23 protein-coding genes and 1 riboswitch are annotated in these 24547 nt (G+C 39.5%); of the genes, 16 read left to right on the top strand and 7 right to left on the bottom strand.

All coding sequences use genetic code 11. The features are described from left to right. The first annotated feature begins 23 nt into the window (after positions 1 to 23). The 5 genes from znuA to VXS03_RS02065 all read left to right on the top strand — a co-directional run bounded on the left by znuA (position 24) and on the right by VXS03_RS02065 (position 5337). A complete protein-coding gene (gene znuA, locus VXS03_RS02085) occupies positions 24 to 971 on the top strand; it encodes a zinc ABC transporter substrate-binding protein ZnuA (protein ID WP_327761715.1) in 948 nt (315 codons plus the stop codon). Between the two features lie 2 nt (positions 972 to 973). Continuing rightward, positions 974 to 2332: a murein DD-endopeptidase MepM gene (mepM, locus tag VXS03_RS02080; RefSeq protein ID WP_327761714.1), complete on the top strand. Its 1359-nt coding sequence runs from the start codon at positions 974 to 976 to the stop codon at positions 2330 to 2332. 253 nt (positions 2333 to 2585) lie between these two features. Beyond that, positions 2586 to 2813 (top strand): FeoA family protein, encoded by a 228-nt coding sequence (locus VXS03_RS02075; protein ID WP_045037261.1) that lies wholly within the window; start codon positions 2586 to 2588, stop codon positions 2811 to 2813. Continuing rightward, positions 2813 to 5098 carry a Fe(2+) transporter permease subunit FeoB gene (gene feoB / locus VXS03_RS02070; protein WP_327761713.1) on the top strand — a complete coding sequence of 762 codons (2286 nt, stop codon included), beginning with the start codon at positions 2813 to 2815 and terminating at the stop codon, positions 5096 to 5098. Before VXS03_RS02075 ends, feoB begins: the two co-directional genes overlap by 1 nt. Continuing rightward, positions 5095 to 5337 carry a FeoC-like transcriptional regulator gene (locus VXS03_RS02065; RefSeq protein ID WP_327761712.1) on the top strand — a complete coding sequence of 81 codons (243 nt, stop codon included), beginning with the start codon at positions 5095 to 5097 and terminating at the stop codon, positions 5335 to 5337. Before feoB ends, VXS03_RS02065 begins: the two co-directional genes overlap by 4 nt. Positions 5338 to 5435: 98 nt before the next feature. Here VXS03_RS02065 and VXS03_RS02060 read toward each other — a convergent pair whose 3' ends face one another. After that, the gene (locus VXS03_RS02060; RefSeq protein WP_327761711.1) at positions 5436 to 5870 is read right to left on the bottom strand and encodes an HIT family protein; all 435 of its coding nucleotides are present in this window, start codon (positions 5868 to 5870) and stop codon (positions 5436 to 5438) included. Positions 5871 to 6041: 171 nt separating this feature from the next. On the opposite strand from VXS03_RS02060, the gene VXS03_RS02055 reads away from it, so the two are divergent. Further along, positions 6042 to 6647 carry a DUF924 family protein gene (locus tag VXS03_RS02055; RefSeq protein WP_327761710.1) on the top strand — a complete coding sequence of 202 codons (606 nt, stop codon included), beginning with the start codon at positions 6042 to 6044 and terminating at the stop codon, positions 6645 to 6647. A gap of 92 nt (positions 6648 to 6739) precedes the next feature. On the opposite strand, the gene argS is transcribed toward VXS03_RS02055, so the two are convergent. After that, positions 6740 to 8470 carry an arginine--tRNA ligase gene (gene argS, locus VXS03_RS02050; protein ID WP_327761709.1) on the bottom strand — a complete coding sequence of 577 codons (1731 nt, stop codon included), beginning with the start codon at positions 8468 to 8470 and terminating at the stop codon, positions 6740 to 6742. A 413-nt stretch (positions 8471 to 8883) separates the two neighbouring features. On the opposite strand from argS, the gene VXS03_RS02045 reads away from it, so the two are divergent. Continuing rightward, on the top strand, positions 8884 to 9465 hold the full coding sequence (locus VXS03_RS02045; protein ID WP_327761708.1) for a VOC family protein: 582 nt from the start codon (positions 8884 to 8886) through the stop codon (positions 9463 to 9465). A gap of 142 nt (positions 9466 to 9607) precedes the next feature. Here VXS03_RS02045 and purU read toward each other — a convergent pair whose 3' ends face one another. Continuing rightward, a complete protein-coding gene (gene purU, locus VXS03_RS02040) occupies positions 9608 to 10441 on the bottom strand; it encodes a formyltetrahydrofolate deformylase (protein WP_327761707.1) in 834 nt (277 codons plus the stop codon). Positions 10442 to 10646: 205 nt separating this feature from the next. On the opposite strand from purU, the gene VXS03_RS02035 reads away from it, so the two are divergent. From VXS03_RS02035 to rnd, 6 genes are all read left to right on the top strand, one after another. Next, on the top strand, positions 10647 to 12605 hold the full coding sequence (locus tag VXS03_RS02035; protein WP_327761706.1) for an ATP-dependent DNA helicase: 1959 nt from the start codon (positions 10647 to 10649) through the stop codon (positions 12603 to 12605). Beyond that, positions 12606 to 13307: a tRNA (adenosine(37)-N6)-threonylcarbamoyltransferase complex dimerization subunit type 1 TsaB gene (gene tsaB / locus VXS03_RS02030; protein WP_327761705.1), complete on the top strand. Its 702-nt coding sequence runs from the start codon at positions 12606 to 12608 to the stop codon at positions 13305 to 13307. A gap of 348 nt (positions 13308 to 13655) precedes the next feature. Then, positions 13656 to 14225: a Slp family lipoprotein gene (locus tag VXS03_RS02025; protein ID WP_327761704.1), complete on the top strand. Its 570-nt coding sequence runs from the start codon at positions 13656 to 13658 to the stop codon at positions 14223 to 14225. 5 nt (positions 14226 to 14230) lie between these two features. After that, the gene (locus VXS03_RS02020; RefSeq protein WP_327761703.1) at positions 14231 to 15109 is read left to right on the top strand and encodes an alpha/beta hydrolase; all 879 of its coding nucleotides are present in this window, start codon (positions 14231 to 14233) and stop codon (positions 15107 to 15109) included. Positions 15110 to 15280: 171 nt separating this feature from the next. Next, positions 15281 to 16972 (top strand): long-chain-fatty-acid--CoA ligase FadD, encoded by a 1692-nt coding sequence (gene fadD / locus VXS03_RS02015; protein WP_327761702.1) that lies wholly within the window; start codon positions 15281 to 15283, stop codon positions 16970 to 16972. Between the two features lie 154 nt (positions 16973 to 17126). Then, positions 17127 to 18251, top strand: coding sequence for a ribonuclease D (gene rnd, locus VXS03_RS02010; protein WP_327761700.1), 1125 nt, complete (start codon positions 17127 to 17129; stop codon positions 18249 to 18251). Positions 18252 to 18346: 95 nt separating this feature from the next. Here the strand turns inward: rnd and minE are convergent, their stop codons facing one another. Genes minE through minC form a run of 3 tightly spaced genes read right to left on the bottom strand, consistent with a single transcriptional unit; the run spans position 18347 to position 20155 of the window. Continuing rightward, positions 18347 to 18610, bottom strand: a complete 264-nt coding sequence (minE, locus tag VXS03_RS02005) for a cell division topological specificity factor MinE (RefSeq protein WP_327762028.1) — start codon at positions 18608 to 18610, stop codon at positions 18347 to 18349. Positions 18611 to 18616: 6 nt separating this feature from the next. Continuing rightward, positions 18617 to 19429: a septum site-determining protein MinD gene (gene minD / locus VXS03_RS02000; RefSeq protein ID WP_327761698.1), complete on the bottom strand. Its 813-nt coding sequence runs from the start codon at positions 19427 to 19429 to the stop codon at positions 18617 to 18619. 24 nt (positions 19430 to 19453) lie between these two features. Further along, positions 19454 to 20155 carry a septum site-determining protein MinC gene (minC, locus tag VXS03_RS01995; protein ID WP_327761696.1) on the bottom strand — a complete coding sequence of 234 codons (702 nt, stop codon included), beginning with the start codon at positions 20153 to 20155 and terminating at the stop codon, positions 19454 to 19456. A 222-nt stretch (positions 20156 to 20377) separates the two neighbouring features. Here minC and VXS03_RS01990 point away from each other — a divergent pair, with 222 nt between their 5' ends. Continuing rightward, positions 20378 to 20650: a YcgL domain-containing protein gene (locus tag VXS03_RS01990; RefSeq protein ID WP_327761695.1), complete on the top strand. Its 273-nt coding sequence runs from the start codon at positions 20378 to 20380 to the stop codon at positions 20648 to 20650. 15 nt (positions 20651 to 20665) lie between these two features. Beyond that, a complete protein-coding gene (locus tag VXS03_RS01985) occupies positions 20666 to 21637 on the top strand; it encodes a lytic murein transglycosylase (RefSeq protein WP_327761694.1) in 972 nt (323 codons plus the stop codon). Positions 21638 to 21845: 208 nt separating this feature from the next. Here the strand turns inward: VXS03_RS01985 and VXS03_RS01980 are convergent, their stop codons facing one another. Next, positions 21846 to 22241 carry an H-NS family histone-like protein gene (locus VXS03_RS01980; protein ID WP_327761692.1) on the bottom strand — a complete coding sequence of 132 codons (396 nt, stop codon included), beginning with the start codon at positions 22239 to 22241 and terminating at the stop codon, positions 21846 to 21848. A 381-nt stretch (positions 22242 to 22622) separates the two neighbouring features. Beyond that, a riboswitch (Lysine riboswitch) is annotated at positions 22623 to 22805 on the top strand. 108 nt (positions 22806 to 22913) lie between these two features. On the opposite strand from VXS03_RS01980, the gene VXS03_RS01975 reads away from it, so the two are divergent. Beyond that, positions 22914 to 24506, top strand: coding sequence for a Na+/H+ antiporter NhaC family protein (locus tag VXS03_RS01975; RefSeq protein ID WP_327761690.1), 1593 nt, complete (start codon positions 22914 to 22916; stop codon positions 24504 to 24506). The last annotated feature ends 41 nt before the right edge of the window (positions 24507 to 24547 follow it).

The following is a 24547-nucleotide window of genomic DNA, read 5'->3' as shown; positions in this document are numbered from 1 at the left end:
TCTACATTTTTATGGGAAAAATCATGCACCGTTTAACCTCTCTATTTTGTGCTACCGCTCTTGTCGTTTCTGGATCTGCATTGGCTTCTGATACCTTTAATGTTGTGACTACTGTGAAACCGCTAAACTTGATTGTTAGCGAATTAACTCAAGGGGTTGCGACCAGTGAATATGTTATTCCGTTAGGTGCGTCACCTCATGATTATGCATTGCGTCCTTCCGATATTAAAAAGTTAAAACAAGCGGATCTTGTGGTTTGGGTTGGGCCTGAATTAGAGTCATTTTTAACTAAAACAATGGCATCAAAGCCTGAGAATATAGCTTTAAGCCAGCAAAAGGGCATTAGCTTCCGTTATTATTCTGAAGAAGAACAAGATCATGATGGTCATGAAAATGAAGCAGAGCATGATCACGAATCTGAGCATGAAGGCCATCATCACCATCACCATCACCATCATGGTATTGATCCACATTTATGGTTAGGTCCAGATCAAGCTGTGCAGGCAGCAAATGTCATAACTAAGGCATTGATCAAGTATGATCCATTGCATAAAAACACATATACAGCTAATCTTTCTACATTCACTACAGATGTTCAGTTAGCGGTTACTCAGCTTAATAAGCAACTAAAACCGTTAAGTGACAAAGGTTATTATGTTTTTCATGATGGTTACGGCTATTTTGAGCAACAGTTTAAATTAGATAATTTAGGTCATTTTACGGTTGAACCTGATCGTCGTCCTGGCGCTAAGACTTTGTTATCTATTCGTGAATCACTGAAAAATAATCAAGCGTATTGTGTCTTTAGTGAGCCACAATTTTCGCCAGCTGTTGTGAAGTCTGTAACTAAAGGAACGAATGTAAAAATAGGGACTCTTGACCCAATGGCTACCGATATCGTTGAGGGCAAGGGAGGATATGTCCGCTTTCTTAATGAACTTGGACAACGATTTAGTAAGTGTCTTAATTAATCATGAAATATTATATCGCTGCGGTAGCATCTTTAAAGATGCTGCCGTTGCAGCATAAAATTGCGTTATTCTCAACTACAATTTTGATGGTGGCTGCTATTGTATGGCAGCCTAAACATACAATACATTTTTCCAGCTTTAAAAAACCAGCACCTATTGCTGTACCCATTAATCTCACCGATCCTGAAGTATTAGAATCAGATAGTGAGCCTATGGGAGCATCTTTAGATCAAAATGATCCCCAGTTTCAAGCCCCTAAAGATGAGATTGAACAACAATTAGTACAGGCTCATGCTGAAACTGAATCCAAACACCGTGTCGCATCAGGGGAAACGTTAGGAATTATTTTTTCTCAATACGGACTACCTATTTCTGAGATGTACCGTTTAATTGATGCGAATAAATCTGTACAGCAGTTACGTGTTGGACAAACCCTAGAATGGGAAGTCAATGCGGATGGTAAGTTAACATCATTGAGTATTATTCGCAGTAAAAAAGTGACGGATACTTATACTCTGACTAAAAAAGGGTATACATATAAAGAAGTTGTACAAAAAGGTGATATTAAGCCCGTAACATTAACTGGGCGTGTTTCCGGTAGTTTTTATAATTCTGCACGTGATGCAGGGTTAACTCCAACTCAAATTGGTAATGTTGTTAAAGCATTACAATGGAAAATGAATATTGGCCGTGATGCCCGCAAAGGCGATTCATTTGGTGTGGTATTAGATCGCGAATTTATTGATGGTAAGGCAGTAGGCAAAGGTAAAATAAATGCCTTCTACTATAAAAGCCAGCGTCGTGGCCATTCAATATTTATTGCTCGTGGCGCAGATGACCAATTTTATGATCAAGATGCACGTAGCTTAAATCGTGGTTTTAAGCGAGTCCCACTGCTACGTTCATACCGAATTAGCTCTTCATTTAACCCAAACCGTTTACATCCAATTACTAAACGTCGTTCGCCACATAACGGCACTGACTTTGCTGTGCCTGTTGGAACTACTATTTTGGCGGCTGGTGATGGCGTAGTAGTGAAATCTCGTTATCATCCTCTTGCGGGCAATTATATTGTTATTAAGCATGGACGAGAACACATGACGCGCTACTTACATTTAAGTAAACGCCAAGTCAAAGTGGGCGATAAAGTTAAAATGGGGCAGCGTATTGCTAAAAGTGGTAATACTGGGCGTTCAACAGGGCCACACTTACATTTTGAACTAATTAAAAATGGCCGTCCTGTTAACGCGATGAAAGTACCTTTACCACAAGCTGAGCCTTTAAGAGGTAGCACACGTACTCAATTTATGCGTAATGTTAAAGCATATAAAAAACAGTTAAGTACACAAATGCCGAGTTAATAGAGACAGTATTGGCTGTTGTGAAAGCGTATCGAAAGGTACGCTTTTTTTTGCCTGCTAAATTTTGAATGTATTGACTAGTATTTTAAATATTAGCAGTTATTTATGTTATTAAATATTTAGTTACTAGCCGAAACTATTTATTCAAAACAGGCATGAAATAATTGATTTAAGACAAGACTAATTTCGTATCAAAGTGTAAAATCCTCTACATCGTAATGAAAATAATTCTTATTAAGGTAGCCGTTTAGTTATGAAACTGTCAGAGATGTCGTGTGGCCACAGCGGTACAGTGATTAATATGTCTGCGTTGCCTGTTGTAACGCGTAAAAAATTAATGGTTATGGGGTTACTACCACATACAGAAATTACTGTTGTTCGTTTAGCTCCATTAGGGGATCCACTTCAAGTACGCGTGCGTGGTGTTGATATTGCGCTCCGTAAAAAAATTGCTGAAGATATAGAAGTTGAGGTTAAATAATGCAATATGACATTCTTACCGTTGGTAATCCAAATAGCGGTAAAACGACACTGTTTAATGGATTAACAGGTTCAAAACAGCAAGTGGGTAACTGGGCTGGTGTCACTGTTGAAAAGAAGACGGGTCGTTACCAACATAATGGTGATGATTTTTCTTTAACCGATCTTCCTGGTATTTATAACCTTGATAGCGCAAATGACGCTAATAGTCTTGATGAAGCGATTGCATCGCGTGCAATTTTGACAACACCGGCAGATGTTATCATTAACGTTGTTGATGCATCATCACTTGAACGTAGTTTATACATGACATTGCAGCTACGTGAATTAGGTCGACCGATGGTGGTTGTGCTTAATAAAATGGACGTATTAAAACGTCAGCAGCAAGTGTTAGATCTTAAAGCGTTAGAAAAAGCATTAGGGTGTCCTGTTGTTGCATTATCTGCTAATAACATGGAACGTATTGGGGAGTTCAAATCTAAACTGCATAAAATGCTGATTCAGGGCATTGTTGTTTCAGATTTTTCACTTGATTATGGCGATGATTTTGAAGCGACTGTAGATAAATTAAAACCGCTATTTAATCATGATGAAAAATTAAATTCTCGTGCGCAATCTATTCGTGTATTAGAAAACGATACCTTAGTAATTCATACACTATCTGAAGAAAACAAACAGCAAGCTTGCGCTATTCGTCAGCAAATGCTGGATTTGGTTGATCCTGACATTCAGGTTGCGGATGTTCGATATACATTTTTACATCAATTATGTCAGAAAGTACGTCGTCAAGAGGGGCGCTTAAGCAATAGTCTCACCGATAAAATTGACCGCGTATTATTACATCGTGCTATTGGCATCCCATTTTTCTTCTTAGTAATGTACGTAATGTTCATGTTTGCGATTAACGTAGGCAGTGCATTTATCGACTTCTTTGATATTAGTTTTGGCGCGATTTTAGTTGATGGTGGTCATTATCTATTAGACAACCATCTGCCGGTATGGCTAGTAACCATTATTGCAAATGGTGTGGGCGGTGGTATTCAAACCGTTGCAACCTTTATTCCTGTTATTGCCTGCCTATATCTGTTCCTTGCTGTATTGGAAAGCTCAGGTTACATGGCACGTGCGGCTTTTGTACTTGATAAAGTGATGCAAAAAGTTGGCTTACCGGGTAAAGCATTTGTTCCACTAGTACTCGGTTTTGGCTGTAATGTACCTGCTATTATGGCAACGCGTACTTTAGAACAAGAACGTGAACGTAAACTAGCTGCAGCAATGGCACCGTTTATGTCATGCGGTGCTCGTTTGCCTGTATATGCATTATTTGCGGCAGCATTCTTCCCTGAAAATGGTCAAAACGTTGTTTTTGCACTATATATTTTGGGTATTGTTGCAGCTGTTATGACAGGTCTTATTCTACGAAATACGCTTTATCCTGGTTCAAGCGATAGTTTTATCATGGAAATGCCAAACTATGAATTACCTACAATACGTAATGTAATCATTAAAACATGGCAGAAGCTAAAGCGTTTTGTCTTTGGTGCCGGTAAAACGATTGTGGTTGTGGTTACTATTTTAAGTTTCTTTAACTCTCTGGGTACTGATGGCTCATTTGGTAATGAAGATACGTCAAAATCAGTATTATCACATGCGGCACAAGTTGTAACACCTGTTCTAGAACCTATTGGTGTTAAAGCAGATAACTGGCCTGCAACAGTGGGTATTATTACCGGTATTTTTGCTAAAGAAGCAGTTGTTGGTACCTTAAATAGTTTGTATGCACCAGCCCTTGATGGTGGTAATGAAGAGTATGATCTTGTTAGTAGCTTAAAAGAAGCTGTTGCTTCTATTGGTGATAATCTAGCAGCATTAAGCTTTAGTGATCCTTTGGGTATTGAGGTGGGTAGTCTTGAGAACCAAACCGCGGTTGCTGAAGAGCAAGGTGTTGATCAATCGGTTTACGGCAATATTCAATCACGTTTTGTGAGTGGTGCTGCAGCCATGTCGTACCTAATCTTTATTCTGCTTTATACACCATGTGCGGCAGCAATGGGTGCATATGTACGTGAGTTTGGTAAGAAATTTGCTGGCTTTATTGCAGGTTGGACAATGTTACTGGCATATACTTTTGCTTCATTGTTCTATCAAATTGCTGATTTTGCCGTGCATCCAGCCAGTAGTTCGTTCTGGATTGCATTCTTTATTGTCATTAATGTCGGGATTTATTTCTTACTTAAGCGACAAGGTAAAAAGCAGTCTCATCTAGAAGGATTATTGTTTGAATGATTTTACAAGAATTAAAGCAATATATTACAGATAATGGACGGGTAAGCCGTAAACAGCTTTCACTGCATTTTGGTATGTCGGAAGATGGTGTTGATGCCATGCTTGCTGTTTGGGTTCGTAAAGGAACTATCGGTAAGGAATTGGTTGGCTGCGATAGTACGCAATGTTGTCAAACAGCGAAAGATGTATGGTATCGCTGTTTAGCGGCAAATGAATTATCTGTCACAGTGATGCGCTAACAATTATTAGCGTCCATTAAAAAAGCAGCCTGCGGGCTGCTTTTTTATATTAAAGACTACACACGCAGGGGGGAGTAATCATCAGCGTAATAATAAAACTACGCAGTAATGATACTAAAACCAGCAATATTCATTAGCTCTTGACGTAGTTCTTCAGCTAATGCTTGCTGTATTTCTTCGCTACGTTGAATACCTTTGGTATTACCCCAAATAGGGCCTGGCCATGCAATATCATTACTAAAACGTGCAATGTGATGAATATGAAGTTGAGGCACAAGGTTACCTAACGCACCAATATTAATTTTTTCAGCCTGATAGTCTTGCTCTAATAAAGCAGCAACTGCAGATGATTCACGTATTAGTTGCTGTTGATCTTGCTCTGATAAATGATGGATTTCGCGTAGTGATTCATAACGTGGTACTAAAATTAACCATGGGCCAAGGGCTTCTTTAGCAAGCAATACTCGCGATAAAGGTAAATCACCAAGTATGGTTGTATCTGCCATTAATTGCGGGTGAAGAGTGAAACTCATGTAATTATTCCTTAACAGTACATTCTAGCTCACAAGCTTGAGCAATATTTATTATAGTAAGCTTAATTTGGCGTAATTGGTATTATCCTTTGGGTATACGTAATCGTTACCTTACAGAGAATGATTATCCAATGAAAACGTTGTTAAAGTGTATATTAATGGGGGGCTTAAATGGTAGCTGAGTATCAATTTATTCTTGATTACTGGTTTGGTGAGCTAGACGGTGAAGTGACCCGTAATAATAAACATGCACTGTGGTTTTTAGGTGGGGCTGAGGTTGATGCTGATATTATCTCTAAGTTTCAATGTTGGGTAAGTCAGGCGGGTAATGGTGATCTTAATCATTGGAGTGATACCGCGCAGGGTCGGCTTGCATTAATTATTTTATTAGATCAATTTCCACGTAATATTTATCGCGGATTAAATGCAGCTTTTCGTTATGATCTATTAGCTCTAGCTATTTGTAAGCGAGGGTTGGCTCTTAATCAAGATGCTGAGCTTGCCGCTATTGAGCGGGTATTTTTTTACTTACCATTAGAGCATTCAGAAGATTTAGAAGATCAAGAAGAGAGTGTGTTTCGATTTGATTTATTGCGTAAAACTGTCCAGTCAGAGAACGCCGCAGTGTTTGATAGTTTTTATGAATTTGCGAATAGTCATTTAGATGTAATTAAAGAATTTGGACGTTTCCCGCATCGAAACGCTGTGAAAGGGCGGCTATCGACTAAAAAAGAACTTACATGGTTACATGATGGCGGCTTACGATTTGGGCAGTGATTTTTAATATAAGTACCTTAATAAAATACCATTAAAAAAGCCTTCACGAATGAAGGCTTTTGGTTATGTAGCGACTACGACAAGTCGTGGAATTACATACGTTCTAGTGTTTCGATACCAAGAAGATCCAAGCCTTTCTTGATAGTGTTAGCGGTAAGTAGTGCTAACTTCAAGCGGCTTTGCTTAACATCTTCTTCAGCGTTAAGAATTGGACATGCTTCGTAGAAACTAGAGAACAGACCTGCAAGTTCAAATAGGTAAGTACACATTAAGTGTGGCTGACCTTCACGAGCTACAGATTGAACTGCTTCTTCAAATTGAAGTAATTTAGATAGTAACACTTGCTCTTTTTCATCATTGATAACGATAGGGCATGTTAGATCTTTAAGTTCAATATTGGCACGCTTGAAGATAGAGGCAACACGAGTGTATGCATACTGCATGTAAGGTGCTGTATTACCTTCAAATGCTAGCATGTTGTCCCAATCGAAGATGTAATCTGTGGTACGGTGCTTAGAAAGATCAGAGTACTTAACCGCAGCCATTGCAACTGTTGTAGCAATTTTTGCTTTTTCTTCAGCGCTTAGCTCAGGGTTCTTTTCTTCGATTAGCTTGTTAGCACGCTCTTCTGCTTCATCAAGAAGATCAGCAAGACGTACAGTACCACCTGCACGAGTTTTAAATGGACGACCGTCTTTACCTAGCATCATACCAAATGCGTGGTGCTCTAAAGAAACTTCTTCAGGAACATAGCCCGCTTTACGTACGATAGACCAAGCCATCATTAGGTGTTGGTGTTGACGTGAATCGATAAAGTAAAGAACACGATCTGCATGAAGTTGCTCGTAACGGTATTTAGCACAAGCAATATCTGTTGTCGTGTATAGGTAACCACCATCACGCTTTTGGATGATAACACCCATAGGCTCGCCATCTTTATTCTTGTATTCGTCAAGGAATACAACTGTTGCACCATCACTTTCTACGGCTAGACCTTTTTGTTTTAGATCTGCAACAACAGGAGCAAGCATGTCGTTGTACATTGACTCACCCATCACGTTATCATCAGTTAATGATACGCTTAGACGATCGTAGTTACGCTGGTTTTGCTTCAATGTGATAGCAACAAGTTGACGCCATTTTTCAAGGCAGTACTCATCACCACTTTGTAGACGAACAACGAAGTTACGTGCTGTTACACCAAACTCTTCGTCTTCATCGTAAAGCACTTTTGATTCACGGTAGAAGCCTTCAAGATCGCTGATGTTCATTGAAACATCGCTACCTTCTTTCTCTTTACGCTCCATGTTAGCGATAAGCATACCAAATTGGGTACCCCAGTCACCAAGGTGGTTAGCACGAATAACATTGTGGCCTAAAAACTCTAGAGTACGTACAACTGCATCACCGATGATAGTTGAACGTAAGTGACCTACGTGCATTTCTTTTGCTACGTTAGGTGCTGAGTAGTCAACAACGATTGTTTGTGCTTCATCAGTGTTAACGGCTAGACGATCACTAGCTAGCGCTTCTTCACCGCGAGCGGCCAACCATGCTTTATCTAGGAAAATGTTAATAAAGCCAGGACCTGCAATTTCAACTTTTTCAGCAATACCATCTAGTTCTAGGCAGTCGATAACTTTTTGAGCAAATTCACGTGGGTTCATACCCAGTTTTTTAGCAACGCCCATTACACCGTTTGCTTGGTAATCACCAAACTGTGCTTTTGCTGACTGACGAACTGCTGCTGGGCTACCTGCTGGTGCGCCTGCGGCTTCTAATGCTTGTGATACTTTATTATTAATAAGTGCTTGAATATTCACTCGCTGTTCCTTAAATCGTTTGTAACGCCAATCATAAATATGTGGCAAAAACCTCTGCAGATAGCAAGATATGCCGTTAAAAATACTCACGGAGCTAAAGTGTTTTTCATTGCACTAAAAAGCGACCAAAGCTACGTGAGTATTTTTTGATGGTAGTGTTAATTTAATATAAACACCAATATCTTGAATAAGCAGTATGCGTTACCCTAATAATACCCACATAGTTAGGTACTTTGGCAACTGGAAAAAGAGATTGTAGGCAATTTTTTTTAAAGTTTTTAAAATAGACTAAAATAAAGCCAAAATTCAGCCCTGATAAGGGCTCCCTTAGGGTTAGTTTAGTTCTTGATAATGCGGAAAGTGTGAGTAATTATGCTGTTGTTTATTAAATGTTACGTGGTTGAAGGTGCAAAATGCAAAATCTGAAACAATTAGGCTTACACCCAGAGCAAATGTTAGCTGGTTTACCTGCTTTTATGAATCGCATTATTGGTTTAGCCGATGAAATCGGAATATCGCTCTCATCATATACAGCAGATCATATTGCATTAAGGGTTAATTCTCAGGATATCGCACTGGAACTTCATCAGGCATGGCTGGCGTATGGCACTGAATGGTCAAAAGCGATCATTAATGGGCGTCCAATTGTAGTAATTGGTTTTGATACACCATTGCAAGTTGGAGAGTGGTCGATTGAAGCGTTAGAGTTACCGTATCCAAGTGACAAAGTTTATCCTCAACAAGGCTGGGAGCATGTTGAGTTTGTTATTCCTGGAAACGCGATGTCACTAGAACAATTAGAACAGTCGATTAACTCAACGTTTCCAGCGTTAAATTGGCAGCAGTTGGCCGAGAAAGGAATTAAAGTTAAAGCAAGTTCTCCTGCTGGTGAGCATGAACGCTTACCTAATCCAACCTATGCGTTTAAAAAAGACAATATATGCATTAAATTACATTCACATTCATTAGCTGCAGTGATCGCGAGTGAACAATAATACCTACAAGTGAACAATAATTAATGCTATTAGTTGTGAATAAGCAGCGGTTGTGAAATGAAGAGTAAAAAAATGCCCCCGCATCGTGCAGTGGCATTTTTTATCATCGCAAATAGAAACATGGATGAAGGCTGTCGATAAGTTAAAGGATCACGGTTCGATTACCATGAACAAATACGCGATCATCAACCACTAAACCAAGCGCTTTGCTCAATACGGTTTTTTCAACATCACGCCCAGATTTTGCCATTTCTTCAGCACTGAACGTATGATCAACCGGAATCACGTTTTGCGTTATGATTTGGCCTTCATCGAGATCATTGGTAACAAAGTGAGCTGTTGCTCCAATAATTTTCACACCCCGTTCAAAGGCTTGCTGATAAGGCTTTGCGCCAATAAATGCAGGCAGAAAGCTGTGATGAATATTAATAATCTTATGTGGAAATTGCGCGACAAAATTAGGCGTGAGGATACGCATGTATTTTGCTAGTACGACATAGTTAGGTGAATATTGCTGTACAGCGGCAAGTAATTTTGTTTCATGTTGCTCGCGAGTAAGCCCTTCATGACAAATATGATGAAATGGTACATCAAATTTTTCAGTTAAATTTTGCAGTTTATCGTAGTTACCAACTACCGCTGCAATATCTATATCTAGCGATCCGTCAAAGGTTTTAACTAAAATATCCCCTAAGCAATGGGCTTCTTTGGTTACCATGATAACGACTTTTTTACGCTCTGAACTAATTAATCGACGCTTACTGCCTGCGGGTAAGGCTCGGTCTAGATCGGCAAGTAAAGTTTCGTCATTAAAATAGCCTTCTAATTCTGTACGCATGAAAAAATGGTTTTTAGCGTTATCAACGTACTCTTTGTTATTAATAATATTGAGTTGGTGTTTATGACATATATTGGTGATCTTGGAGATAAGCCCCATATTATCAGGGCATTCCGTTAATAGTGTTTTCTTTTCCATGTCTATTCCTGATGACGGTAACGCTATGCTACGTCTAAAAATCATAATTTATCACTATGACGCTTATACTGTGTTGGGGTCAAATAGTTTCTTATAGCGTGGGTTTAGGATCGAGAAATAGCGCCTGACATTGCTGGTCGTCACGGAATAAAATTGGCATAATAGAATTATTGATACTGTATAAATAACCAATAGTGCGAAGTGAATGATAGCTAAGTTTTTTGCCGCTGGTGGTGCGTTAGATAAAGCCATTCCCGGATTTCAAGCTCGACAATCTCAAATTGATATGGCAAAAGCGGTCGCTGATGCAATAAAGCAACAATCACAATTAGTGGTTGAGGCCGGGACAGGAACAGGTAAAACATTTGCTTATCTGGTGCCTGCATTAGTTAGTGGCAAGAAAGCCATCATCAGTACGGGGTCAAAAAACCTTCAAGAGCAATTATTTCATCGTGACTTACCCTTAATGGCAAGCGCATTAGGGTTTACAGGAAAAGTGGCTTTATTAAAAGGCCGTTCAAACTATTTATGTGTAGATCGTCTTAGTCGCCAAATAACAGAAAGTCATGGTGATCATTCTGATCCGGTGATGTTGAGTTTATTGATTAAAACTCGACAATGGTCATCAGCCTCTAAAACGGGAGATCTGGGGGAATGTGAAGATATTGCTGAAGATAGCCCAGTGATTCCAATGATCACCTCAACCAATGATAATTGCCTTGGTCGAGAATGTCCGTCTTATGATGACTGCTTTGTGGTTAAAGCACGTCGTAAAGCGATGGAAGCTGATATCGTGGTCGTTAACCATCATCTCTTCTTAGCTGACCTTGCTATTAAAGAAACCGGCTTTGGTGAGCTCATCCCTGAAGCTGAAATGTTTATTTTTGATGAAGCACATCAGATTCCTGATATTGCGAGTCAATATTTTGGTCAAAATCTATCGAGCCGCCAGTTAATTGAATTAGCAAAAGATATTGAAATTGGCTATCGCACCGAAGCGAAAGATATGCGCCAACTGCAAAAGGCAGCGGCACGTTTACAACAGGCGGCGTTTGAAATGCGGATTATTTTAGGTGATCCCGGTTTTCGTGGTAATTGGCGTGAAGCTTCAAAAACTCCCGCGGTACAACGTGAACTGGTTCGACTCAATGATGCCCTTGATTTAATTTATGACGTGCTTAAATTAGCGTTAGGGCGCAGCCAGTTATTAGATGCGGCCTTTGAACGAGCGACATTGTTAAAAGCTCGCTTAAAACGAGTAATGGATACCAGCATTATGGGGTATTCGTATTGGTATGAGTGCACACCACGCCAATTTAGTTTAAACATTACGCCATTATCTGTAGCTGATAAATTCAGTGAACGTATGGCAGAACAAAAAGGGGCGTGGATTTTTACTTCAGCAACCTTGGCTGTTGATGATGATTTTAGCCATTTTAGCCACCGCTTAGGGCTGCAACCTAAACAACAATTTTCATTAGAGAGTCCCTTTGATTACGCAACTCAGGCTTTGCTGTGTGTTCCTCGGCATTTACCTGAGCCTAATAGCTATGGATTAGCTGATAAGCTCGTAGAGATGTTAACTCCTGTGATTGAAGCTAATGGCGGCCGTTGTTTCTTTTTGTGTACCTCACATCAAATGGTACGAGATCTTGCCGAGGGTTTTCGTGCTCGGCTAGATTTACCCGTATTAGCACAAGGCGAAACCAGCAAACAAAAGCTGCTAGCGGAATACCTTGAACGAGGTAATGCATTATTAGTTGCGACGGGGGCATTTTGGGAAGGTATTGATGTTAGAGGCCAAGCCCTTAGCTGTGTTATCATAGACAAATTACCGTTTACAGCACCTGATGACCCATTATTAAAAGCACGTATTGAAGATTGTCGTCTTCGTGGTGGTGATCCCTTTGCTGAGGTACAAGTGCCTGATGCTGTGATCACCTTAAAGCAAGGTGTTGGTCGTTTGATTCGTGATACTCAAGATAAAGGGGTATTAGTGATTTGCGATAACCGTTTAGTCACCCGTGCTTATGGCGCTGTATTTTTGAGAAGTTTACCGCCAATTCCACGCACACGTAGTGTTGTCGGAGTTAGCGAATTTTTGTCGAGTTTAACGGATATGAATCTATCTGTTGCTGACGATACCCAACATTCAGAGGCTTGAATGAGCACCAAAATTCTGGCAGTAGATACTGCAACTGAAAACTGTTCTGTCGCACTTATGATCGGCGATGATGTTATTTCTCGCTGTGAATATGCTCCTCGTGAGCACACGACGAAAATTTTACCGATGATTGATGCGGTACTTGCTGAAGCTGGTGTTAAGCTGAAGCAGCTTGATGCATTAGCATATGGTCGTGGCCCGGGTAGCTTTACCGGCGTTCGTATTGGTATTGGTATTGCACAAGGACTGGCCTTTGGTGCTAACTTACCGATGATTGGAGTGTCTACTTTAGCGGCAATGGCGCAAGGTACGTTCCGTTTACATCAAGCTGATCATGTATTGACGGCGATTGATGCACGCATGGGGGAGCTTTACTGGGGGCAATACCAGCGTAAAAATGATGGTGATTGGCTATTATTGGGCAATGAGCAAGTGATTGCTCCTGATGCTTTATTAGCGAACGTACAAGCTGACACCCATACATGGTTAACGGCAGGTACTGGTTGGGAAGCATATCCTGAACTACTTAATCAATTACCATTGCAAGCGCAACTAGGTAGCGTGTTATATCCCGATTCACAAGATATGGTACATCTAGCTAAATACGCTTTTGCTCGCGGTGAAATCGTTGCTGCAGAGGCCGCAAGCCCCGTTTATTTACGTGATACTGTGACATGGAAGAAATTGCCTGGTCGTGAGTAGTATCAATCGACACCGCATTGTCTGTAATGACTGATGCTATCGTGAAAATAAAAAACGAAGAGTGACAGTCATGCTGATCACTCTTCGTGTTTTTTATACCCAAATCCTATCTGCTAAGATTTTCTCTTCTACGATGACAACTATAATTCTAGGCATCAAATCACCCTTATTGGTGTTTCTTTACCCTTGCTAACACTAGCTGTGGCTGCATTTACTTTTCTTTTTATTATTTTAATGCCTGTATTATTGATGGTGTTAGATTTCCTATTACCTCGGTCGAGATAGGAATTAAGTAGTGAGATATGTTATTTTTTGTCGAGTTATTAAACAAATGTGTGGAGGTTTTAGATGTTTGGTAAGCTATTTCTTGGGGTGATATTAGTGTTTATGGTAGGCTGCGCGAGCTTACCTGCAACGTTAGTAACGAAATCGAAAGATCCAATTACTGATTTAACAGTTATTCTGCAACATCCACAGGCGAATAAAGGTAAAGATGTTCGTCTTGGTGGTGTTATTGCTTCGATTCGTAATGAACAGCAGCAAACACGTATTGAAATGGTTGCGATGCCATTAACGGCTGACGGTCGTCCTAAGTTACATGCACAATCTCAAGGGCGTTTTATCGCCTATGTTGATGGTTTTCTAGAGCCTTTAGAATATGCCAAAGGCCGTCTATTGACGGTTGCTGGGCAATTTTCTGGTGATGAGCAGGGGAAAATAGGGCAGTACCCATATACTTTTCCTGTCGTGCACGTATTTGGCGAGCAATTATGGAAAGTACAACAACAAGTACAATTAGATGACCCTTTTTGGACACGCCAACCTTGTTATTCATTTAATTGTGACCGATGGGGTAATGATTTAATGATGTCTAATTTTGGGGTTAACGGCCGAATTGTTGAACGAGTAGTACTATAACCGTCATGAAAGAGATCACGCTGACGTTAGCAGAGTATAACCTTGCCGCTTATAGCAGTATTGATGTCACTACGGTGATGAGTACCTCAAAACCTTTATTGGTGCTATTACATGGTTGGCAAGATAATGCCGCTACGTTTGCATCACTATGGCCGTTATTAATAACTGATTATGAGGTTATTGCGCTTGATTGGCCAGGACATGGCAAATCGGATTATAAAAGTGCCGATAATTATTACCATTTCGTTGATTATATTGATGATTTACATCAAGTGATTACGCAGCTTAAACCAACAAAAGTACATCTTATCGGTCATTCACTTGGCGCTATTGTTGCGGGATGTTATGCCGCAATATTTCCTGAATATGTCGATAAAATAGTCTTAATTGAAGGGTTGTCGCCATTAACTGAACCTTCGCAAATGGCAGCTGAACGGTTACGAATGGGTATCATAAGTCGACAGCGTTATCGTCGACAGCAACAGCGTTTACAGCAGCGTTCAATGGCAACATTTGAAGAAGCCGTAGCGCTTCGTGCAAACGTGAATCGATTACCGGCATCATTACTTGATGCTGTCGTCAAGAGGGCGACAATTGAGCGTGATGGACGTTGGTATTGGCGTCATGACCCTCGTCTTCGTTGTGATTCTTTATATCGAATGGCACAACAACATGCACAGGCTTTGTTAAGTCGTATTCAAGCTCCTGTATTATCTATTATCGGTGAAGATGGCTACGCGACATTACGTCAGTGTGATGTTAATGGATGGGGTATTAACGATTTTACCCAAGTGATGGTGTTCGGGGGACATCATTGTCATTTACAAAGTTCGAATGATGTTTATCGTCATATTCGAGCCTTTATCCCCACTCAATTAGATTAATTATTGATTTATCTTTGGCATCAACAGATATCGCCATTGTGCAATATTCAATTTTTAATCCAAAATTAAATATGCGGTAGTGCCGTTATAACGAATTATATTATTTATAGCATTACCGTTTTGTGAAGTTGATAGGCGCGCACCGCAGTCTAATTTTAAAGGAGAGTGCACGTGGATAAGGTTTGGCTTAGCCGCTATCCGGACGATGTACCGGCAGAAATTAACCCGGATGAATATTCATCTTTGGTCGACATGTTTGAACAATCTGTACGTAAATACGCAGATCAGACGGCATTTATCAACATGGGGCAGGTCATGACCTTCCGTAAGTTGGAAGAGCGTAGCCGTGCATTTGCTGCATACTTACAAAATGAGCTTAAACTGCAAAAAGGTGATCGTGTTGCTGTTATGATGCCAAATTTATTGCAATATCCGATTGCATTGTTTGGTATTTTACGCGCAGGTTGTGTGGTGGTGAATGTTAATCCGCTTTATACACCACGAGAATTAGAGCATCAACTTAACGACTCTGGCGCAAAAGCCATTGTTATTGTTTCTAATTTTGCTCACACGCTAGAAGCTGTAGTGAAGAATACGTGTGTTAAGCATGTTATTTTGACCAGCCTTGGTGATCAATTATCGCGTCCGAAGGGAACATTAGTTAACTTCGTAGTGAAATACATTAAAAAAATGGTACCGTCATACCATTTGCCTCATGCAACCTCAATGCGTATTGCTTTACGCAAAGGGCGCAGAATGCAATATGTTAAGCCGTTTATTACTGGCGATGACATGGCTTTCTTACAATACACTGGTGGTACTACAGGTGTTGCTAAGGGGGCAATTCTTACTCACCATAATATGGTGTCTAACGTGATGCAGGCAAAAGGGGCTTATGGTCCTGTATTAAGTGAAGGTCGCGAATTAATCGTGACTGCACTGCCGTTGTATCATGTGTTTGCATTAACTGTTAACTGTCTACTGTTGTTGGAAATGGGTGGTCAAAATTTATTGATTACTAATCCTCGTGATATTCCAACATTTATCAAAGAATTACAACGCTACCCGTTCTCAGCCATTACTGGTGTTAATACGTTATTTAATGCGTTAGTGAATCACCCTGATTTCCATAAATTAGACTTTAGCAACTTACACCTTTCTGTTGGTGGTGGCATGGCGGTTCAACGTGCTGTTGCAGAAAAGTGGCAAAAAATCACGGGTAACTATTTACTTGAAGGGTATGGTTTAACGGAATGTTCACCGCTAGTTGCAGCTTATCCGTATAATCTAACTTATTATAATGGATCTATTGGCTTGCCTGTTCCTTCAACTGAAGTTCGTATGGTTGATGATGAAGGCAACGTTGTCGGTATCGACCAAGTTGGTGAGTTACAAGTTCGTGGCCCTCAAGTAATGAAAGGCTACTGGCAACATCCTGAAGCGACCAAAGAAGTGTTAACCGATGATGGTTGGCTTTCAACGGGTGATATCGTCAAATTTGATGATGAAGGCTTCTTGCATATTGTTGATCGTAAAAAAGACATGATTCTTGTCTCTGGGTTTAATGTTTACCCAAATGAAATTGAAGATGTTGTGGCACTACACGATAAAGTATTAGAAGTGGCTGCGATTGGTCAAGCACATGATGTGTCAGGTGAAGTGGTAAAACTTTGTGTGGTTAAACGTGATGATAGTTTAACGCGTGAAGAATTAATTGCTCATTGCCGACAGCATTTAACTGGCTATAAGATTCCTAAAATTGTTGAATTTATGGATGACTTACCAAAGACTAACGTTGGTAAAATTTTACGTCGTGTCTTACGTGAAGAGTCAGATAAAAAAGCGCAACAAACCACGAAGTAGTGTCTTTACTGACATAAAATAAATGTCGGTTTGATAAAATAGTAGCAACTGATTGTGCTAGCACGTATCTAATGCCGGCTTTTATGCCGGCATTTTACTATAAAATATTTAATTGGCTCTAAAACGGGGTCGTTCTGTCATAAAAAGGTACATTGTGAATTTCGAGATTGTTACAACAACTGAGCAGCTTCGCCTACGGTGTGAGTCAGCACGTCAGCATACAGCTGTTATGCTTGATACTGAATTTGTACGTACGCGAACGCTTTACCCTCGTTTAGGGCTTATTCAACTATTTGATGGTGAATATTTGTCACTCATTGACCCGCTTAATGTTGAAGATATGGAGCCATTATGGGCATTGTTGCGCGATCAGTCTGTGATTAAAGTGCTGCACGCTTGTGGTGAAGATCTTGAAGTATTCCAGTACCATGCGGGTTGCTTGCCTGTACCAATGCTTGATACTCAAATTATGGCGGCTTTTTTAGGCCATGGTATCTCAACTGGGTTTGGTGCGTTAGTTAAAGAGTATGTGGGTGTTGAGCTTGATAAAGGTGAGGCTCGTACTAATTGGCTCGCTCGTCCATTGACTGACAAACAGTTAGATTATGCCGCTGCTGATGTGCATTACCTTAAGCCATTATACGAAACGCTATTGGCTAAAGTTGAAGCTGCTGGGTATATGGAAGCTTTACAGCAAGAATGTAATGCAATCATGTTACGTCGAACAAAAGTACTTGATCCTAATAAAGCGTATCTTGATATTAAAAATGCTTGGCAATTAACACCAAAGCAATTGGCTATATTACAGCAACTGGCAGCTTGGCGTGTTCGTGAAGCAAGAAAGCGTGATATTGCACTTAACTTTATTGTTAAAGAATTACATTTGTGGAAATTGGCTCGTTTAGAAATAACTTCGCGTTCAGTGCTTGAAAAAGAAGGCTTTGAGCCGATGGAAATTCAGCGTCATGGTAACCGTTTATTAAAAATGGTACACGATTGTGATGCGATTAATTACAAAGATTACCCGAAGGCAATTGAACGTTTGGTTGATTTTCCTGGCTATAAACAAATGGTCAAACGTTTAAAAGATGTGGTGACAGACGTTGAATTAACAACAGGATTAGCTCCTGAATTTTTAGCGTCTAAAAAGCAAATTCACCAATTACTTTCATGGGCATGGAAATATCAACGTGCAGATGAAAAGCGCCCTGAAATGCTAAAAAACTGGCGTCAGGGTTTATTTGAATCTCGTGTCTTAGCAATACTGGATGAAAACTGAGCCATGCGCGTAACGATATAAGTTAAGCGATAGTTTAATCGATAGTAAAAATAAAGAATAAAAAGCCCCGCTAAGTATCACTTAGCGGGGCTTTATTATTTTTCTTCGTCAGGTAACGTGACGTTAAGTTCTAGTACCGATAACTCATCGCCGTTATGGTCTAGATTTACTGAAACATGTTCTGGGTTAATTTGAACATATTTGCTGATAACAGCTAAGATATCGCGTTTTAGCTGTGGAAGGTAGGCCGGAGATGCTTGTCCAGCACTACGTCTTTCAGCAACAATAATTTGTAGCCGTTCTTTTGCTACATTTGCAGTTTTCGCTCTTTTCGGGCGGAAAAACTCAAGCAGTGCCATAGCCACTTAGCCTCCAAATAGACGTTTTAGGAAGCCTTTCTTTTCTTCTTCTAAGAAGCGGAAAGGACGTTCTTCACCAAGTAGACGTGCAACAGTGTCTTCATAGGCTAGTCCTGCATCGGAATCTTTATCAAAGATAACAGGTTCACCTTTGTTAGATGCATTCAATACTGCTTGGCTTTCTGGAATAACACCAAGCAATGGAATATGAAGAATTTCTTCAACATCTTGTACACTTAGCATTTCACCTTGATTAACGCGCGCAGGATTGTAGCGTGTAAGTAAAAGGTGTTGTTTAACCGGTTCACGGCCTTTTTCTGCACGACGAGACTTTGAATCTAGAATACCTAGAATACGATCAGAGTCACGAACTGAAGAAACTTCAGGGTTCGTGGTAACAATCGCTTCATCTGCAAAATACAGCGCCATTAGGGCACCTGTTTCGATACCAGCAGGTGAGTCACAGATAATAAAATCAAAACCCATTTTTGCTAGTTCTTTAAATACTTTTTCGACACCATTACGAGACAGCGCGTCTTTATCGCGTGTTTGTGAGGCTGGCAATACAAAAAGGTTATCAACACGCTTATCTTTAATTAACGCCTGACTTAGATTTGCTTCGCCATTAATAACATTAACGAAGTCATAAACGACACGGCGTTCACAACCCATAATGAGATCGAGATTACGCAGGCCGATATCAAAATCGATAACTGCAGTTTTTTTACCGCTCAGTGCTAGACCAGATGCAAGAGCAGCACTTGATGTTGTTTTACCAACGCCGCCTTTACCTGAGGTAACAACGATAATTCGTGCCATTTACTCAATTCCTTCTTAAAACTTTTATAAAGCTAGGTGTTCTATACTGAGATTATTGTCTTCAAGAGATATGACAACACCTTTGCCCCAAAACTCTTCCTGAATGTTATCACTCAGCCAGTAGTTTCCCGCAACAGAAATTAGTTCAGATTGTAAGTTTTGACAGAAAATTGTCGCACTTTGCTCACCATTTGCACCCGCAATAGCGCGCCCACGTAGTGTGCCATAAATATGGATACAACCATCGGAAAGAATTTCCGCACCAGCACTGACATTACTGAGAATAACGAGATCACGATTACGAGCATAAATTTGTTGCCCAGAACGAACCGGAGTACGAATAATTAACGTTGGTTCTTTATCTGTACTTACTGGGGTATCTAATGTTTCAGCTAAAAATTCAGATGGCTCGTCTTTAACCGGTCTTGCCGCATTCATAATAGCAAAACCAGCCGCTTTTGCTTGTGTTTGCTGTGTTTTATTTTTACAACCACCAATACCGACAGGGATCATACCTGCATCGATCACACCTGCTTTTAGTTGTTCAAAATTAATATCAGCGTCAACTTGTGATATATCAATAACAACAGGTGCAGAAGCAAAAAAATTTGGTGCAAGTTCAACTTTGTCTTTTAGCTGATTAGTTACTTTACTAATGTCATTATCAACTAAATGAAGAGCAGAGAGCGTGAACGAGCTCCCTTTTAGTTCAGCTATCTTGGTCATAGGTATATTATGGCTAAGATTTTAAATTAACCATTTAGTTCATTATCACAAAGGTACTAGCATGGTATATTTACTCGCGGTTAGGGGCAAGCTATCCTTGCGCTGACGTTGGTTTTTCAGACAAACTTCTCACACAATTAACTTAAAACTGAGTCAATAGTGAATGATTGCTTGTAATCTTGCTCTGAAATGTATGGCGCATAAATGAAATAGGCTAATTATATGTTGTGTTCAATCTACAAAAGTTTAAAAAAAGACAATACTTATCTCTACATTAATAAAAAAGATGATTTTGCGGACGTGCCCGCACAATTAATGTCGACATTTGGCAAGCCTCAATTTGTTATGGTAATCAAGTTAGAAGGTAGAACATTGGCATTGGCTGATGTTGAAAAAGTGAAAGAAGCATTGGGTAGTGTGGGCTTTTATTTGCAAGTACCGCCACCTGTGACTAATTTATTAGAACAATATAAGGCTGATAAAGCCGCTAAATAATAAAATAAGGCCATTATGTATAAGCGTTTGATATCGATTTTTGTTGCCATCGGGGTTGGAATGTCCTCTTCTGCATTTGCAAGCGAAGAAGGATTTGATGCCTATGTAAATAAATTAAAAGTAGAAGCGCGTGAGAAGGGTATTTCTGAACCGATAATCGGTGCTGCATTTAACGGTATTAAATATACAGCGCACGCTGTTAAAGCTGATAATAATCAACCTGAAAAGAAACTGTCATTAGAGCAATATATTACTCGTGCAGTACCTGATTGGAAAGTAAAGCAAGCTAATCGACTTTATCAACAAAATAAACCCGCGTTAGAACGTATTGGTAAACAATATGGAGTCCAACCGCGGTTTATTGTCGCCTTATGGGGTGTAGAGAGTAATTTTGGTAAGATTCAAGGCAATTATAATGTTGTTGAAGCATTAGCAACATTGGCTTATGACGGCCGTCGTGAGGCGTTATTTCGCAAACAAGTTATGGCAGCATTAGAAATATTACAAGATGGCCATATTACGATTGATGATATGAAGGGGTCTTGGGCCGGTGCTATGGGTCAATGCCAATTTATGCCAACTTCTTATCTTACTTATGCTGTTGATGGTGACGGTGACGGTAAAGCGGATATTTGGAATACCAAAGCGGATGTTTTTGCTTCTGCCGCGAATTATTTAAAACTTTCTGGCTGGAACAGTGAATATACGTGGGGACGCCCAGTTAAGTTGTCACAAGTATTAGCTGATAGTTATGAAGGCACAGAAACAGAAAAAGGAAAGACATTGTCAGAGTGGCAACAATTAGGTGTAATGAGTAACAGCCATGGTGCATTACCCGCTGCTGATATTCAAGCATGGCTAATTCAGCCCGATGGCGGTGAGGGTAAATCCTATCTTATATATGAAAACTATCGAACATTACTTAAGTGGAATCGTTCGCATTATTTTGCTTTAGCAGTAAGTGCATTAGCAGACCGTATTCTATAACACGTTATTATTAGATCTGTATACAAGTTTAATGAATGATAAAAAAGCTAGGCATTAATGTCTGGCTTTTTTTATTTGGCATTATTACGAATATAAATATTATTTTATTCTTGATGGGGATATTTATGAGCGAAATAGTAATCGTAATATTGATAATAGATATAAAAAAAGCCTAAACAAGTTAGGCTTTTTTATTTAAATATTTAGATTAGATTTCAAACTCTTCAAGAGCTTGTCCATCATCTAATGCTTTCTTTAGCGCGCTAGGTGTACGGCCTTGGCCTGTCCATGTTTTTTCATCGCCATTTTCATCGATGAATTTATATTTAGCAGGACGAGTAGCACGCTTAGCTTTTGGTGCTTTTGCTAAGCTTGCTAGCAATTCTTCTGGGTCAATACCGTCAGCTAATAGCATTTCACGATATTGAGCTAGTTTTTCATTACGCTCATTTTCTTTTGCTTGTTCTTCAGCTTCAGCTTCTGAACGTTCAGTAACAACTGTTGTTAGTTTATCCAACGCTTCTTCAAGTTGCTCTAGTGTATATTCACGCGAAAGTGCGCGTAGGCTTCGAAGGTTTAAAAGCGCTTTCATTGCATCAGACATTTTATATTTCCTGTTATTTTTAATTAACTGTAAATAATAATAGCAGCATTAAAACATTTTTTGCAATAGTAATACTTTTATACATTACGTGTAAAACATTTTAATCATTTCTTTATTTAAAAAATAGTTATATTCGGTATATGAGGCTATTTATAAAATGATTCTTCATTAATAGTATAAATACGAGCCAAATAGTTTTGGTTATTGTTACTGCTCTTTATATGTTAAATGATAATAAAATTTAAAATGTTATACCACTTCGTTATTGCTGAACGTTTATGGTTGTTACCAATTCATTTGTGATATCTATTGTTAATGATTTTGACTTATGGTGTTGCAAACTTGAATCGTTTACGTAGAATGTTTTATTACATCTTTAATGATAAGGGTAGAGGTGCATTGTTTATTAGTAACTAATATGAGGGTGATACCGACGACTATTAGTGAAAGGAGTCAATGCCGAAGTAAGATGCATATTATCAAATATTCTTACTGGGGTTACATTGAATAAGTGTAATACTGCCATAGTAGATAAAGATATAACTATGGAGCGCTACTGTAGAGGCTGGGAAGGCTAACCTTCTTTCTATATACTCAATTGAATATGCCATCATGGTTATATCTAACAGTAGATCTTCTAACCAGAATTGGTTGTCGTAGAGATTATAAACTTTGATAGATTATTCCCACTCATTAACATCCATTATTCCGCCACTAGTCGCACTTGGCTTGGCGATTTTAACACGTAGAGTTTTATTGTCTTTAGGTACAGGTGTTGTGCTTGGAGCATTATTTCTTAATGATTTTTCTTTCACTAATACAGCGTCCTATCTTGCTACATCAATCAAAGGGTTATTCATTGCAGATGATGGCATTAATACTTGGAACATGAGTATTGTGCTGTTTTTAATCTTGCTCGGGATGACCACTGCCTTATTAACACTGTCTGGTGGCACCCGTGCTTTTGCTGAATGGGCACAGACAAAAATAAAGACCAAGCGTGGGGCAAAACTTTTGGCCGCTTTTTTAGGGGTATTCATTTTTGTCGACGACTATTTTAATAGCCTTGCGGTTGGTTCTATTGCTCGACCAGTGACTGATCGTTTTCATGTGTCACGCTCAAAATTAGCTTATATCCTTGATTCAACGGCAGCACCAATGTGTGTATTAATGCCAGCATCGAGTTGGGGGGCTTATATTATTACGCTTATTGGTGGCATATTAGTGACCCATGGTGTTACTGAATATACGCCATTAAGTGCCTTTATGACGTTAGCACCAATGAATTTTTATGCTATTTTTGCCTTAGCAATGGTTTTTGTTGTGTCATGGTTTCAGTGGGACATTGGCCCGATGAGAAAACATGAGATTGCTGCAAATCACGGCTGTGGTACGGATGAGGGGGGGGATGTTGATGATCAGGCGAAAGATTTAACAGAAGAGCTTGATATAAAAGAGAGCTTACAAGGCCGTGTTGGTGATTTAGTGTGGCCAATTATTATTCTTATTATCGCCACGTTCTTCTTTATGGTGTTTACGGGCTATCAAGTTCTTATCTCTGAAGGTAAACCGTTTTCATTATTAGGCGCTTTTGAAAATACCAATGTTGGTCAAGCACTATGTCTGGGTGGTGGCTTTGGTTTAATTGCTGCTATTATTCCTGTATTTCGTCAGCGTATTGCCGCCAAAGAGATCAGTAATACACTTTGGGTTGGCGCAAAATCAATGTTTGGTGCGATTTTAATTTTATTATTTGCATGGAGTATTGGTGGCGTTATTGGCGATATGAAAACAGGTCAATATTTATCAACGCTTGTTCAAGGCAATATTAATCCTGCATTATTACCAATGATCTTGTTTTTGTTATCAGGCATTATGGCATTCTCAACCGGTACTTCATGGGGAACGTTTGGAATTATGTTACCTATTGCCGGTGATCTTGCTGGTGCGACCGAAATTAGCCTAATGTTACCTATGCTTGCAAGTGTGCTTGCTGGATCTGTATTTGGTGATCACTGTTCTCCAATATCAGATACGACGATATTGTCTTCGACAGGTGCACGCTGTCATCATATTGATCATGTGGCAACTCAATTACCTTATGCATTATCTGTTGCTGTTATTGCTGCAATTGGATTTTTAACTTTAGGGATTACAGATTCATTGGCGTTAGCATTTTTAGTGGCAACGGTAGCCTTTATATTAATGTGTTTCGTTTTATCATGGTTGTCGAGTCGCCCCATAAAAGCAACAGGGTTACGTTAATATCCCATGTTATTAAAATAACCCAATGGATGTAAATTGAA

Origin of the sequence: Photobacterium sp. S4TG1 (assembly GCF_036040035.1) — a bacterium.
Taxonomy (GTDB): Bacteria; Pseudomonadota; Gammaproteobacteria; order Enterobacterales; family Vibrionaceae; genus Photobacterium.
This window is presented reverse-complemented; position numbering and strand designations above follow the sequence as displayed.

Excerpts from the sequence above, each read along its gene's own strand:
- VXS03_RS02055 (WP_327761710.1), top strand. The coding sequence starts at position 6,042 with ATGGTAGCTGAGTATCAATTTATTCTTGATTACTGGTTTGGTGAGCTA.
- VXS03_RS02075 (WP_045037261.1), top strand. The coding sequence starts at position 2,586 with ATGAAACTGTCAGAGATGTCGTGTGGCCACAGCGGTACAGTGATTAAT.
- tsaB (WP_327761705.1), top strand. The coding sequence starts at position 12,606 with ATGAGCACCAAAATTCTGGCAGTAGATACTGCAACTGAAAACTGTTCT.
- VXS03_RS02020 (WP_327761703.1), top strand. The coding sequence starts at position 14,231 with ATGAAAGAGATCACGCTGACGTTAGCAGAGTATAACCTTGCCGCTTAT.
- VXS03_RS01985 (WP_327761694.1), top strand. The coding sequence starts at position 20,666 with ATGTATAAGCGTTTGATATCGATTTTTGTTGCCATCGGGGTTGGAATG.
- VXS03_RS02060 (WP_327761711.1), bottom strand. The coding sequence starts at position 5,870 with ATGAGTTTCACTCTTCACCCGCAATTAATGGCAGATACAACCATACTT.
- VXS03_RS02025 (WP_327761704.1), top strand. The coding sequence starts at position 13,656 with ATGTTTGGTAAGCTATTTCTTGGGGTGATATTAGTGTTTATGGTAGGC.
- minD (WP_327761698.1), bottom strand. The coding sequence starts at position 19,429 with ATGGCACGAATTATCGTTGTTACCTCAGGTAAAGGCGGCGTTGGTAAA.
- purU (WP_327761707.1), bottom strand. The coding sequence starts at position 10,441 with ATGGAAAAGAAAACACTATTAACGGAATGCCCTGATAATATGGGGCTT.
- mepM (WP_327761714.1), top strand. The coding sequence starts at position 974 with ATGAAATATTATATCGCTGCGGTAGCATCTTTAAAGATGCTGCCGTTG.
- znuA (WP_327761715.1), top strand. The coding sequence starts at position 24 with ATGCACCGTTTAACCTCTCTATTTTGTGCTACCGCTCTTGTCGTTTCT.
- VXS03_RS02035 (WP_327761706.1), top strand. The coding sequence starts at position 10,647 with ATGATAGCTAAGTTTTTTGCCGCTGGTGGTGCGTTAGATAAAGCCATT.
- minE (WP_327762028.1), bottom strand. The coding sequence starts at position 18,610 with ATGGCACTGCTTGAGTTTTTCCGCCCGAAAAGAGCGAAAACTGCAAAT.
- minC (WP_327761696.1), bottom strand. The coding sequence starts at position 20,155 with ATGACCAAGATAGCTGAACTAAAAGGGAGCTCGTTCACGCTCTCTGCT.
- VXS03_RS01980 (WP_327761692.1), bottom strand. The coding sequence starts at position 22,241 with ATGTCTGATGCAATGAAAGCGCTTTTAAACCTTCGAAGCCTACGCGCA.
- feoB (WP_327761713.1), top strand. The coding sequence starts at position 2,813 with ATGCAATATGACATTCTTACCGTTGGTAATCCAAATAGCGGTAAAACG.
- VXS03_RS02065 (WP_327761712.1), top strand. The coding sequence starts at position 5,095 with ATGATTTTACAAGAATTAAAGCAATATATTACAGATAATGGACGGGTA.
- VXS03_RS02045 (WP_327761708.1), top strand. The coding sequence starts at position 8,884 with ATGCAAAATCTGAAACAATTAGGCTTACACCCAGAGCAAATGTTAGCT.
- VXS03_RS01990 (WP_327761695.1), top strand. The coding sequence starts at position 20,378 with ATGTTGTGTTCAATCTACAAAAGTTTAAAAAAAGACAATACTTATCTC.